12 protein-coding genes are annotated in these 14,530 nt (G+C 36.9%); all 12 read right to left on the reverse strand.

The window, feature by feature from the left end:
- Window positions 1-82: 82 nt before the first annotated feature.
- The 12 genes from H9L01_RS08305 to H9L01_RS08360 are packed head-to-tail and all read right to left on the reverse strand — an operon-like array spanning window position 83 to window position 14,526.
- On the reverse strand, window positions 83-4,384 hold the full coding sequence (locus tag H9L01_RS08305; protein WP_187533494.1) for a PolC-type DNA polymerase III: 4,302 nt from the start codon (window positions 4,382-4,384) through the stop codon (window positions 83-85).
- An 11-nt stretch (window positions 4,385-4,395) separates the two neighbouring features.
- Complete coding sequence (gene rnc / locus H9L01_RS08310; RefSeq protein WP_187533495.1) at window positions 4,396-5,076, reverse strand: ribonuclease III; 681 nt, start codon at window positions 5,074-5,076, stop codon at window positions 4,396-4,398.
- 30 nt (window positions 5,077-5,106) lie between these two features.
- Window positions 5,107-7,059, reverse strand: coding sequence for an ATP-dependent DNA helicase RecG (locus H9L01_RS08315; protein ID WP_246448967.1), 1,953 nt, complete (start codon window positions 7,057-7,059; stop codon window positions 5,107-5,109).
- A gap of 26 nt (window positions 7,060-7,085) precedes the next feature.
- The gene (locus H9L01_RS08320) at window positions 7,086-8,711 is read right to left on the reverse strand and encodes a DAK2 domain-containing protein (protein ID WP_187533496.1); all 1,626 of its coding nucleotides are present in this window, start codon (window positions 8,709-8,711) and stop codon (window positions 7,086-7,088) included.
- Window positions 8,711-9,070: an Asp23/Gls24 family envelope stress response protein gene (locus tag H9L01_RS08325; protein ID WP_187533497.1), complete on the reverse strand. Its 360-nt coding sequence runs from the start codon at window positions 9,068-9,070 to the stop codon at window positions 8,711-8,713. Before H9L01_RS08325 ends, H9L01_RS08320 begins: the two co-directional genes overlap by 1 nt.
- Before the next feature lie 30 nt (window positions 9,071-9,100).
- Window positions 9,101-9,901 carry a cell division protein FtsQ/DivIB gene (locus H9L01_RS08330; protein ID WP_187533498.1) on the reverse strand — a complete coding sequence of 267 codons (801 nt, stop codon included), beginning with the start codon at window positions 9,899-9,901 and terminating at the stop codon, window positions 9,101-9,103.
- A complete protein-coding gene (gene murG, locus H9L01_RS08335) occupies window positions 9,882-10,976 on the reverse strand; it encodes an undecaprenyldiphospho-muramoylpentapeptide beta-N-acetylglucosaminyltransferase (protein WP_187533499.1) in 1,095 nt (364 codons plus the stop codon). Before murG ends, H9L01_RS08330 begins: the two co-directional genes overlap by 20 nt.
- Window positions 10,977-10,979: 3 nt before the next feature.
- On the reverse strand, window positions 10,980-11,993 hold the full coding sequence (gene ruvB, locus H9L01_RS08340; RefSeq protein WP_187533500.1) for a Holliday junction branch migration DNA helicase RuvB: 1,014 nt from the start codon (window positions 11,991-11,993) through the stop codon (window positions 10,980-10,982).
- Entirely contained in the window at window positions 11,990-12,577 is a 588-nt protein-coding gene (ruvA, locus tag H9L01_RS08345) for a Holliday junction branch migration protein RuvA (RefSeq protein ID WP_187533501.1), read from the reverse strand. Before ruvA ends, ruvB begins: the two co-directional genes overlap by 4 nt.
- 13 nt (window positions 12,578-12,590) lie before the next feature.
- Complete coding sequence (gene obgE / locus H9L01_RS08350) at window positions 12,591-13,874, reverse strand: GTPase ObgE (RefSeq protein WP_187533502.1); 1,284 nt, start codon at window positions 13,872-13,874, stop codon at window positions 12,591-12,593.
- Between the two features lie 50 nt (window positions 13,875-13,924).
- Window positions 13,925-14,209, reverse strand: coding sequence for a 50S ribosomal protein L27 (gene rpmA / locus H9L01_RS08355; protein ID WP_187533503.1), 285 nt, complete (start codon window positions 14,207-14,209; stop codon window positions 13,925-13,927).
- The gene (locus H9L01_RS08360) at window positions 14,206-14,526 is read right to left on the reverse strand and encodes a ribosomal-processing cysteine protease Prp (RefSeq protein ID WP_187533504.1); all 321 of its coding nucleotides are present in this window, start codon (window positions 14,524-14,526) and stop codon (window positions 14,206-14,208) included. The genes rpmA and H9L01_RS08360 overlap by 4 nt, the downstream gene beginning before the upstream one ends.
- Window positions 14,527-14,530 lie beyond the last annotated feature (4 nt).

Genomic DNA, 14,530 nt, shown 5'->3' on the forward strand with positions numbered 1-14,530 from the left:
AATGTCAAATATAGTATACACCGGGTTATTTCCGATGTCAAATATATTTTACATAATAAAAGAGAGCCTTTGCTCTCTTTATTTAGAATAAACTCATTTGATTACTTTCTTGAAGATGATCAGTTACTTTCAATTCATCGAGTTTCTTAACAGTTGTGGAACTGATGCCACCTCGAGACATTAAATCTTTTTTAGAAATAAACATTTGTTCTTCTCGAGCTTTAACAATTTGATTTGCAACGTTATTTCCCAAACCATCTACCACGTTAAACGGTGGTAAAATCGCTTTAGGATCTCGTGGATCTAAACAGTATTCTGTTGCTAGTGAAAGATTCAAGTCAATCGGACTAATATGGAAGCCACGACTGATCATCTCTATCGTAACTTCTAGAGTGTCGATGAGATTCTTTTCTTTAATGGATACATCCTTTTTAGTTTCGAAATCTTTAAGTCGCATATTAATAGAATTAAGGCGGCTTTGAACAACTTCGAGAGATTTGGTTTGTGTTTCAATTTCATGAGCATTTACCCGTAGTGTGAAGTACACTGCATAATATGCCAATGGATAATGAACTTTAAACCAGGCAACTCGTATCGCCATCATAACATAGGCAACAGCGTGAGCTTTCGGGAACATATATTTGATTTTTAAACAGGAATCAATGTACCACTGCGGTACAGAATTTTTATGCATCGATTCAATCCAGTTATCACGAAGGCCGCGTCCCTTACGAACACTTTCCATGATATCAAAGGATTCTTTTGCTTCTAAACCTGCATGCATGAGGAAAACCATAATATCATCACGACAACCAATAACATCCGTTAACGTTAATCCACCGCTTTTAATCAAATCTTCGGCATTGGTACGCCAAACGTCTGTTCCGTGAGAAAGTCCGGAAATTCGTACCAAATCAGAGAATTTATCAGGCATTGTAGCCTCCAACATTCCACGAACAAATGGCGTGCCAAACTCTGGTAATCCCAATCCACCTGTCGCTTCATGATACGTTCTCTCATCAACTTTCAATGCATCTGTTGTATTAAATAATGAAAGTGTTGCTGGGTCATTCATTGGTACATCATGAATATCAACTCCTGTAAGTCTTTCTAACATTTTCATTGCTGTTGGGTCAACATGACCTAAAATATCTAGTTTTAAAACGTTATCGTCAATATCGTGGAATTCAAAGTGCGTTGTATACCACGGAGAATCAGGGTTATTTGCTGGAAATTGAATGGGAGTAAAATCATGGACATCCATATAATCAGGAACAACAATGATTCCCCCAGGATGTTGTCCAGTCGTACGTTTAACACCTTCAGCACCCGAAGCAAGATATGTATTCCAAGCGTTATTTGTGTTTGAAATATTCATGCTTTCGTTATATCCCAAGACATAACCAAAGGCAGTTTTTTGAGCCACTGTAGAAATAGTACCCGCACGATATACATATTCGTCACCAAAGATTTCTTTGGTGAAGTTATGGGCGTGTTCTTGGTAATCTCCTGAGAAGTTCAAATCAATATCAGGAACTTTATCCCCTTCAAATCCAAGGAAAGTCTCAAATGGAATATCTTGCCCTTCACAAATTAGTGGTTTACCACAATTAGGGCAATCTTTGGCTTCTAAGTCATAACCACTCGATACTTCTCCATTTAAGAAGAACTCATTGTAATGACATTCTTTACATACATAGTGCGGTGCAAGCGGATTAACTTCCGTAATTTCAGCCATGGTGGCTACAAATGATGATCCAACCGATCCTCGCGATCCAACTAAGTATCCATCATCCAATGATCGTTTAACCATTAGGTGAGAAATATAATAGATAACGCCATATCCATTTCCAAAGATAGATTTCAATTCACGTTCGAGACGTTTTTCTACGAGTTCTGGTAATGGATTGCCATAAAGAGCATGCGCATTTTCATACACAATTTCTCGAAGGTTTTCATCAGAGTTTTCAATTTTTGGTGTGAACAGATCACTTTGTTTTGGTGAAAAATCCTCAATTTTATCGAGTAAGGCTACAGGATTATCAATTACAAATTCTTGAGCCTTTTCTTCTCCAAGCCACATGAACTCATTTAGCATTTCCTCAGTTGAACGGAAATGTTGATCGGGAGCTACAAACTTCATACGGCGTTCTTCATTAAAAATATAAAGTGGATGTCGTGATCCTCCAATACCTTGTGAATGAATATAAACATCACGAACAACTTTCTCACGAGGATGATTGTAATGTGCATCGCCCACAGCAAGAATTGGTTTGTTTAAGCGTTCTGCCGTACTAATAATTCGATTTAAAATTTCTTCAAGACGTTCTTCATTTTGAATTGCGTTATTTTCAATTAAAGGAGCATAATTTCCCAGTGGCATAATTTCGACATAGTCATAAAATGATACACATTGGTCAAGTGTAGCTTGGTTTTTATTCATAGCTATCTCAAAAAGCTCAGAATTGGTGCAGCCAGCACCAATTAATAAATTTTCACGATGTTCCATGAGATGACGGCGAAGAATTCTTGGTTCCGCCATAACAGCATCCCCTTTGCTCGTCTTGCCAAAGAACGCTAAGTATTCGGTATGTGACAATGAAATCAATTGATACAACGTTTTAAGACCCGTTCTATTTTTAGCAATAACGTTAACGTGTGAGTTGCGAAGTTTTGTAAAAGCATTTTTGCCACTCAACGTTTGAAGCTCATCAATCGTTTTCATGTTTTGAAGGCGATCATCACGTAAAAGCGCAAGATAAACAAGACTTAGAACTTCCGCATCATAGTCAGCACGGTGAGCAACACCTTCGTCATAAGGGATACGTAGCAAGCGAGCAATACTTCCCAATCGATAAGAACGTCTGTTATCAAACATGGCTCTCGAAAGATCCAATGTATCAACAACACTATTTGTGATGGGTTCACGACCAATACGGCGTAATGATTCTTGAATAAAATCAATATCAAACTGTGCGTTATGGGCAATAAGTGTTGCATCACCAATAAAGTTTAAAATATCATCAATACCTTCTTCAAAAGATTTCGCATCTTTTAGATCTTCGTTGGTAATATTTGTGAGTTCTTGAATGAATGGTCGTACAGGAACCGGAGGTTTAATAAACATCTGCATTTTTTCAACCGTTTTACCTTTAACGATACGAACAGCACCAAATTCAATAATATGATCGTAGTAGTTAGAAAGTCCTGTAGTTTCCAAGTCAAAAGAGATGTATTCAGTCATATGTAAATCTTGACCCTTAACATTTGATGCAATCTTAAGATTTTCTTCAACCATATTCATTTCCACACCGTAACCGAGCTTAAACTGATGGTCCGGATACTTCTTGCGAAGACCCTTCAATGACCCATAAGCTTTAGGGAATGATTGAACCGCAGTATGATCAGTAATAACCATACCAGGGTGTCCCCATTCAAAAGCTTGCGCCATATATTCTGAAGCATCAGAAATACCGTCCATTTCAGAATACTTAGTGTGAAGATGAAACTCAGCACGCTTGCGCGGTGCATGGTCGTAACGTTTGAAAATATCCTCAACAACTTCGTAGCGGTCCATTTTGAAAATATAATCTTTTTCGTAGCGCGCATCAAAGATATAATTCCCCATTGCTTTAATACATGTGTTTTTCGGAATAAACTCATCTTCAGAGTTCACAAATCCAGATACTACTAATGCACCTTTTCCGTCAGTTAAATAATACTTAACGATAAAAGATCCGGAGCGAGTTTCCCTTGTTTCAACTTCAAACACTTTCCCAACAATCGCAACATCATGAGCTTCATCAGTTAAAGCAGAAAGAACAATGTCTGTATATTCTTTCTTGCCACGTCTTTGCGGTTTATTAAAAGTCTGTGGCTTTTCTTGCTTTACAACGCGTTCACGCGGTGCAACCATCACAGTTTCTTCTTTAATTTCCATTTCAATCATACCTACTGCCACAGGGTATGTAATACCATAAACAGAAATCATCTCAATAAATTGAGGCAAAGATCTTTCGATTGCTTCAAGATGAGAATCATCACGACATAAGAGTCGAATTTCATTATTAATGAGTTGGTAAGAGGCATCCATAAGCGCCGAAATTCGTGAACTCCGAGCAACAAAATCAACATAATTAGAAACATTTAAAAAATCAAGGTTACAAGAATCTGAAACGACACTGAGTTTTACTTCACATTTAATAAATAGTTTTAATTTCTTTGCGAATTCACGGTAAACAGAAAAAGGTAAGGTTTCTCTTACCTTTATTTTTAATTCTAAAATATTATCATGACGATGGTAATCTGAAACGAGGAGTTCTGAAGACTCAAAATAGGAATAATACTTTTTATTAAAATCAATTTTATCTAACAATTCAAACATGTCTCACACCCCTATTTCACTAATTTCTCAAATGCATCCTTTGCAGCCATTTGTTCGGCTTTTTTCTTACTTAGACCTTTTCCAATTCCAAAAACGAGTTGATCAAGTTTCACAACAACTTCGAATTCTGGTGCATTAGAAGGTCCTGTTACGTTAATCACTTCATAGGATACAGATTTTCTCGAATCTGCTTGGATATATTCCTGAAGTTTCGTCTTGTAATCTGTAATTCCTAGTGAATCAAGATCATTTAAGGCTTTATTCATCACAATATCAAGGATAATATTGACTGAACTCATACCACTATCAAGATAAAGCGCACCAATAAAGCTCTCAAAAAGGTCCGCAATGATAGATGGACGTTGACGACCACCATTACGCTCTTCACCTAATCCCAACATTAAATATTCATTGAGACCCAGTTTAAGACTATACGAAGCCAACGCTTCCTCACAGACTAATTTTGCACGGTATAAAGTCATGTCACCTTCACTTAAAGGTACTTTATTCTTGAAAAGGCGCTCTGATACACAAATTTGTAAAACAGCATCACCCATAAACTCAAGACGTTCATTATCTTCTAAAAATTTGTTTTGTTCATTCACGTACGAAGAATGTACAAAAGCATTCAAAATTAAATCTTCATTATGATACGGAATATTTAATTTATCGAGTAGATTCCACACTGTCATTTTCTATCACCTGTTTTTAATTATACAACACTATATTGTTTTAAAATAGTCTTGACCTTTCACATGTTCCAAAATTTTAATATAATCCGGATTGTCGCTATTCGCTACAATTCGCTGCGCATCCTTTTTTGCTTGTTCCATAATTTTAATATCTTTTTCAATATCGCCAAGTAGAAACTGTGGTAGTCCTGACTGTCTAACTCCCAGTGCATCACCATAGCCTCTTTGGCGCATGTCTATCATAGAGAGTTCAAACCCGTCATGAGACTGAACGAGGGCCTGCAAACGATTGTTACTTTCTTCTGATTCACTTTTGGAAAGCAAATAACAGAGACCACCTTTTTCACCACGTCCGATACGACCTCTTAGTTGGTGTAATGTTGCGAGTCCAAACTGTTCCGCATTATAGATGATCATCATATTAGCATTATGAACATCCAGCCCAACTTCTATAACTGTTGTACTCACCAATATATCAATTTCATGATTTGCAAAGCTTGTCATCATGATTTGTTTATCTTGACCACTCATCCGCCCATGTAATATTCCTGTATTATATTCCGGAAATAACTTTTGCATTTGTTCATGAATACCAAGTACTGTCTTTACTCCCGGACGCTCATCCTCATCGATGGCGGCACACACAATATATATTTGACCCCCTGCACTGAGTTCTGCTTTCATTTGCGGAAGAAGTGTTCTTACCGAATTTTCCGAGATAAGTTCTGTCCTACTCTCTTTACGATGACTTGGGTAATGAGTAATATTTGAAATATCCAGATCATAAAAGAGTGTGTTTGCAAGTGTGCGAGGAATTGGTGTTGCTGAAAGCATCAACAAATCCACATCGTCTCCCTTATCAACTAATTTTTGACGTTGGAGAACTCCAAAACGATGCTGCTCGTCAATAAGTACAAACCCTAGCTTGTTAAAATGGACATCATCTTGAAATAAAGCATGGGTTCCAAAGACCAATGGGCAATTGCCATCTTTTAGATCTTCAAGAATTTTTACCTTATTCTCTGAATTTTGCGAATATACACTATAGTCAATATTCGGAAACAGTTTTGCAAAAGAAGCAGCGTGTTGATACAGCAAAACTTCAGTAGGAACCATATAAGCTACCTGGAAACCCGCTTCGATAGCAGCAATCAACGATAAAAACGAAACGATGGTCTTACCACTTCCTACATCCCCTTGTAAAAGACGATTCATACGCTTATTGGATTTTAAATCTCCCAATATTTCATGAAGTGCAATATTTTGATCTTCAGTTAATACAAACGGTAACGATTCTTGATATGTCTCAATGACATGATTATCAAAGCGCTTTGAAATACCATACTCAAAATCGCTCTTATTGAGCGCAATGGATACTTGGTATTTTAAGAATTCATCATATTTCAATGTGCGTTGAGCTTGATAGAGTTGTTCTTTAGTATTAGGAACGTGAATCCATTTGAGTGCTTGTTGTGTTGAAATGAGTTTATAACCACTCCTAAATTCTCGAGGTATGACGTCTTCAACATCACAAAGAGAAAGAGTTTTCTTCATTAACCGGATCACTTCATAATTTTTTATTCCACTCTTTAATGGATATTGCGGTTCAATCCCCAATACGTCATCAAGAGGTTTATTAGTAATCGTTCTTGCGACAACCTTTCCATCACTGAACTGTCCAGTAACCGTAATCCCTTGAGTATAATTCGATTCTTTAAGATAGGAGCGATTGTAAATAACAACTTTAATTACTTCATCATTCGTATTCACTTCAAAATTAGTTGCAGAACGATTTCTACCGAATCGATAGGTTTTAAAACTACTCGCTAAAAACCCCGAAAAAACTACAACATCTCCAGGTTTCCAAGTATCACGAGTTTTATATTCTAAAAATTGATAGCGATGAGGAAAGTGAAATAGAAAATCACAAGGAGATGTATATCCTAATGATTCGACTATTTTATTTTGTTTATCCGTTAACATAATAGTAAAAAAGGGCAAAGCCCTTTTTATTCAACTCCGATAATAAATGAGTATACCGGCTGATCCCCTACATGGGTTTCAACTTCGACATCAAAGGATGATTCAATATAATCTGTAATTTCAGATACTTCCTCTTCCTCAACACCTTCACCAACAATTAAAGTTAGTAATTCGCTCTCATCATCAATTAGTTTGTCACAAAGTTCTTTTGTCGCTTCAACACGATTTGGATTTGTGACAACGATATCTTTTTCTAAAATACCAATAAAGTCATTTTCTTTGATTTCGATTGATTCAAAGACGGTGTCTTTAATTGCATATGTAATTTGACCTGTTTTAGTATTTGCAACAGCTTCTAACATTTCTTCAAGGTTAGATTCAACGTCTGTGTCAGGATTAAACATAACACATGCTGCAAGTCCTTGAGGAACAGTCTTAGTTTCAATCACATGAATATCTTTATCTTCAAGAATTTGCTGCGCTTGTTTTGCAGCCATAATAATATTTGAATTATTTGGCAAGATGAAAATGTGATCTGCATCAATTTTTTCAATTACTTCTACGAAGTCTTCAGTTGATGGGTTCATTGTTTGACCACCACTAATGATATATTCTACGCGAAGATCATTAAACATTGAAACAACTCCTTCACCAGCAGCTACAGAAACAAGAGCATACTTGCTATGTTCTTTAGTTGCTTGAGCTTTATGAGCGTCGTTATCAAGAATTGTATTATGTTGTTCAGACATATTTTCAATTTTCAACTTAACAAACTCACCATATTGTTGTCCTAAGTTTAGAGCATTACCAGGTGTTAATGTATGAACGTGAACCTTAACGATATCTTCATCAGTAACAACTACTAAAGAGTTACCTAAAGCTTCAAGTTTGCTACGGAATTTATCTTCATTGTAACGGTGAACTGAATCTTCGTTTAAACGAATAATAAATTCTGTACAGTATCCAAATTCATCATGCTCGAAATCAGATGCAGCTGCATGAGATTCATCGCTGATATCTTTTAATTCAATTGGATTACCTTTAAGAGCTGCGACAAATCCTTCAAGAACTGTCACATAACCTTTTCCACCACTGTCAACAACGCCAACTTCTTTTAAGACTGGTAGTAATTCTGGTGTATTATCAAGTGATTTATTTGCTTCATCAACTAAGAACTCGAAGAATTCAAGAACAGATATTTCTGGATTCTTTAAGACATGTTCATAAGTTGCATCTGCACTTTCACGCAATACAGTTAAAATTGTACCTTCTACTGGACGCATAACAGCTTTATAAGCTACTTCTTTTCCACTTACAAAAGCATCTGCCAATTGTTGAACATTAACTTCATGGAAGTCTTCAACAGATTGCGCAAACCCTCTGAAAATTTGAGATAAAATAACTCCTGAGTTACCACGAGCTCCCATTAAAAGACCACGTGATAAAGTTTTGGATAATTGTCCAATATGTGATGTCATGACTTTTTTAGAATCATTCAATCCACTTGTGAACGTTAAATTCATATTGGTACCTGTATCACCATCTGGAACAGGGAAAACATTCAATGCGTTGATTTCAACATGTTTGTTTGTAAGATTGTGAGCACCACTCTCAAGCATTGTTAAAAATATATCACCATTTATTTTTTGCATTATTCTACTACCTTAATCCCTTGTACATAAACATTAACCGAGTTAACTGCGATTTGTAATGTTTTTTCAAGCATGTATTTTGCTTTCTTTTGAACTTCTAAAACCACTTCTGAAATTTTTACATTATAGCTCACAATAATGTACAAGTCCAAGTTAAATCCTTCTTCAGTATTCTTAACAATTACTCCTTTAGAGAAATTCTCTCCTTTAAGTAATTCTGCTAATCCATCTTTAAAAATTTGTTGAGAAGCCATACCAACAACACCGTAACATTCTGTTACAACGCCACCAGCTAGCATTGCGATTGCTTCATTGGAAATATTGATAGATCCAAATTCATTTGATTTTTCGATCGCCATATTCTCCTCCTCTTTCTCTTTTTATATTAATTAATCACATTCACGAGTTGTAACCGTTTGTGTTTCATCGTTAGGACCATACTCCGAAAAATAAAGACAACGATTATTCGGGTCAGCCTTACTTATTATAGTAGCATAATCCTTTAGCAATGGTAAAGTGTTCACGCCCGAATATGCACGATATTCGTTATTTAGAACAATCATCATCGCTGTTTCATCAAATTTTGTCGGTTGAAGATGAACTTCCGAAATTGCATTCAAGGTTGCATCTCCGACTTTACCAAAATTTTCTAAAAGTTCTTTTGTAAGAGATTCATCTGAGAATCCTTCAAATACCGGGAGTCCAACGATAATTGAACTATTATCTCCAACATCACGCTTCGTACCATCTGACATGAGTACTCGTAGCGGATCTTTTTGATATCCCACAGCTGTTACTTCATGGACATTAATGCTTACAATCCCCTTAGAATAATACAACGAAGCATCCAAACTTTCAACTCCTGGAATTTTTTTACCTTTTCTTTCGAGTAAAGGAGCAAGCTTCGTATAGATACGATCGCCTTCATAAATACCAAGACTTTCAGCAACTTCTTGTTGCGGAACAACATTAGTTCCATTGATTTTGACTTGTTTAATTCGTGAATATTCACTTTTATCAAACAGGTACCAGGCAACAATAAGAAGTATTAAAAGTAAGATACGAAAGACTTTCATTGTTGTACGTTTTCGTTTTCTTTTGCGCTCCAAACGTTTTTTTTCTTCTAAATCTTTTTTTATTTGATTGTAAGATTCATTATGATCAGATTGTTCAGTCTTTCGACGACCCATAACTATCTACCACCTTTTCTATACAATCAGCAATATCAGAAACTGCATTAGGCATCGCAAGATTTTTGGCATTGATACCTATTTGCTTACGTTTTTCTTCATCATCAAGAAGCGAATTAACCTTTTCATTCAAAGTTGTGGATCCAATGTTAGCTTCTTCAATCATCTCACAGGCATTTACATCATATAATGACTTAGCATTATAAAATTGATGGTTATTTGCAACATGAGGACTTGGAATGAGAAGCGATGATAACCCAAACGATTCAATTTCCGCGATGGTTGATGCACCAGAACGGCAAACAATTAAATCAATTTTAGGGAGCAATGCTTTTTGATCAACAAAATCCACAACATGTACATGTTCATCTGGTGTTCCCATTCGTTTAACAAAACCTTCGTAATTAGTAGGTCCAACAACAATAACTACTTGATAGTCCGTAAACTCAAAATTTTCAATATATTGTAGAAACTTCTCATTCATTGACGAAGATCCTTGAGATCCCATTACCATTAACACAGTTTTTAAGTCGTCTTTCAAACCTAATCGTTTCCACTCAGGTTCAGAATCAATAGTTTCATGGATTAATGAAGCACGAGGATTTCCAAGATACTGAACTGTTTTCATATCCGAGAACGCTTCTTTATAACAAGTAATAATAACCGATGCACGATCCGCTACCATTTTATTTGCTTTTCCAGGAAAGGCATTTTGTTCATGAAGAACCAAAGGAATGTTTAATTTAGATGCTGCAAGAGAAACTGGTGCGCTAACGTAACCACCAAAAGCAACAACAACATCTGGCTTAATATCCTTAAGATGCGACCTCGCGACACGATATGCTTTAAATTGAGAGAATACGGCTTTGACTTTGGCAATAACACTTCCTTGTAATCCCATATTGTGAATACCATAGAAAGCATAGCCTGCTTCAGGAATAATCTTACTTTCCATCTTGTAATCATTACCGATAAAGACGACTTCATCGCCTCTATTTTTGCTGATATAGTCAGCATACGTTAATGCAGGATAGATATGTCCGCCACTACCACCTGTTACAATACATACTTTCATAGGTCACTCCTCATCCATGACTTGCGTCAGTATTTCAATCTTTAAATGCTCATACGCTCTGGCTGTCGCGACACGACCTCGCGGTGTTCTATTTATAAAACCCAATTGTAATAGATAAGGTTCATAGACATCCTCTAGTGTCATTGTCTCTTCAGAAATTGATGCTGCAAGTGCTTCAATTCCGACAGGACCACCATCAAATCTTTCGATGATTCCACGGAGATATCGAATGTCGACATCATCTAATCCGACCTCATCTACTTTTAGTTTGTTGAGTGCAATTTGCGTAACTTCTAAATCTACGACATCATCATTAAGAACCATCGCGAAATCTCGAACTCTTCGAAAGAGTCGATTCGCAATACGTGGTGTTCCCCTTGATCTTTTAGCAATTTCGCAAACAGCCTCATATTCTATTTCTGTATCAAAAACGCGCGAAGTACGTGAAACAATTTGTTCAAGTTCTGGTTGTGCATAATACTCTAATTTAGAGATAATTCCAAATCGATCTCGTAAAGGACTTGATAAATCCCCTGCACGTGTTGTCGCACCCACTAATGTAAATGGTGGCAAATCAATTTGAATACTTCGTGTTGAAGAATCTTTACCTACCACTAAATCCAAAGTGAAATCTTCCATAGCAGGATAAAGAACTTCTTCGACTACTTTAGGGAGTCGATGTATTTCATCAATAAACAAGACATCCCCAGGTTCTAAACTCGATAGAATAGCAGCCAAGTCACCCGTTCTTTCAATACTCGGTCCTGAAGTAATTTTAATACCGGCATTCATCTCCTCAGCGATAATGTATGCGAGCGTTGTCTTACCCAGTCCAGGAGGACCATAAAACAAAAGATGGTCCAATGTTTCATTTCTCTTCTTCGCAGCCTGTATAAACACTTTAAGGTTTTCTTTCAACTCAAATTGACCAATATACTCATCAAGAGTTCCAGGTCTCAAAGTAACTTCATAATCATTGGCTGTTTCAAGTTTTTCTCCTGACACAATTCGATTCATCGTGACCCAACCTTTCTGGAGTGTAATAATTGTAATCCAAGCTTAATCAAACCGTCCACAGATTGATCCTCTGATGCAACGAGTTCTTTTTTTATCGCATTGATTTCATTACGTTTAAATCCTAGTTCAAGAAGTGTTGCCATAACATCATCAAGATTTGAAGATGAAGCTACAGATACATCCTGATCAGAAGATACAAATTTCCCTTTAAGATCAAGAACGATTTGGGATGCCATTTTCGGACCCACTCCAGGGAGTGTTCTTAAGAATACAATGTCTTCGTTCTCTACTGCTTCAATTAAGCGATTTGCAGGTGCTTTTCCTAAGATTCCAAGACCTGTCTTCGGTCCAACACCTTTCACGCTTATGATTCGCTTAAATAATGCGAGTTCTTGTTTGTTTGAAAAACCAAATAAAATGATTGCATCCTCTCTCACATGCTGATAAGTATACAATACAGTGGGTTCGTTCAAAGACATCTCATGACTTTTCGCACAATAAACCTGATAACCAATTCCGTGGTTATCAATAACTACTGATTCTAAATCTTTATCTACAACTGTTCCTGAAATAAATGCAATCATAATATCACCATTCTTATTCTACCATACCTTCATCAAAAATGAATTGTACATCTGCTAAAATTACTGTATCGCCATCACGAGCACCTGCGTCTCGCAGTGCTTGATCTACGCCGAGACGTTTCATAGCAAGACCAAATTGAATTACTGATTCTTCCGAATCGAATTCAAACTGTCTAAAGATACGATCAATAGCATCTCCCGCAACACGATATGTTTCTGCATTTACACGTTCAACATCAAATTCGCGTTTTGGAGCTTCATATTTATACACAACTGACTCTGATTGTTCTTCCACAGCTTCTTCAACTGTTTCATCAAGAATATCAGCAAGTGCATAGAGTAGTTGATCAACACCTTCACCCACCATTGTAATAAGTTCGTATACCTTTACACCTGGATAAGCTTCTTTAAAGCGTTCTAAGTTTTCTTGAGCGCCGTCCATATCCATCTTATTGGCAACTACTACCATTGGTTTATGAGTGAGTTTTTCATCATACTTCGCAAGTTCTTCATTAATAATGCGGTAATCTTCAACAGGATCACGACCATCTTCCGCTCCCATATCAACAACGTGTGTTAGAACACGACAACGTTCAATATGTTTTAAGAAGACATGACCTAAGCCTTTCCCTAGGTGAGCATCTTCAATAAGACCCGGAAGGTCTGCAACTGGGAATGAACGACCATCAGGTGATTGCGCAATTCCTAAGTTTGGTGCAATTGTTGTGAAATGATAGTCAGCAATTTCAGGTTTAGCACGAGAAATAACTGATAAAAGCGTCGATTTACCCACAGATGGGAAACCAATAATTCCAACATCAGCAAGTAATTTTAATTCTATAGTGATTTCCAAGCTTTGGCCTAACTCACCTTTTTCAGCAAAATTAGGAGCTGGATTTTTAGCAGAAGCAAAACGCGTGTTACCACGACCGCCTCTTCCACCGTGTGCAATAACTTCACGTTGACCAGGACGAATGAGATCCGCTATAACAATCCCCTTCTCCGTATCCGTGACAATGGTTCCAACAGGAACTTTAATGATCGTATCTTCAGCATCACGACCATGCATTTTTTTATTTTTTCCTGCTTGACCATGGCTTGCTTTAATTAAACGGTTATAACGCAAGTCTAAAAGTGTTGACTTGTGAGAATCCGCTACAAATACGATATTTCCGCCTCTACCGCCATCTCCACCGTAAGGTCCTCCTAAAGGAACATACGCTTCACGACGAAAAGACATCATTCCGTCCCCGCCATCACCGGCGACTACGTTGACTTTTACGCGATCTACAAACATAACATCATCCTTTCAATGAAAAATCCCCTAAACAGGGGATTTGATTAGCACTAAGCTACTGGATAAACAGATACGCATTTACGGTTTTTGCTAATGCGTTCAAATTTAACTACACCGTCTACTTTAGCAAACAATGTATCGTCACCACCACGTCCAACATTAGTACCTGGGTGAATTTTTGTACCGCGTTGACGGTAAAGAATTGAACCACCTGTTACAAATTCTCCATCAGCTGCTTTTGATCCAAGACGTTTCGAATGTGAATCACGACCGTTCTTTGATGAACCAACACCCTTTTTAGATGCGAATAGTTGAATATCTAATTTGAATTTCATGAACTTACCTCCTTTTCATGAATATTTATATAGTTTGGATATGTCTCTTCAATTGTTTTTAATTGAAGAAGCATAAATTTAAACATTAATTGATTTGAATCGTTAACCTGGTTAATATCAATCGCCACAAGTGGTGAATCATTCATTTCCAAATTAACATCATCATCTAATTCTGAGAAAGCATTGAGCGATCCAATCATGACGGTGCTCACACCGGCACAAACCAAATCAAACCCTGGTTCTCCTGAATATGCATGCCCACTGACACGGATTCCTTTATATTGGTTTCCTTCAGTTAAGACAGATACCTTTATCACTATA

Source organism: Erysipelothrix inopinata (assembly GCF_014396165.1).
Classification (GTDB): domain Bacteria; phylum Bacillota_I; class Bacilli_A; order Erysipelotrichales; family Erysipelotrichaceae; genus Erysipelothrix; species Erysipelothrix inopinata.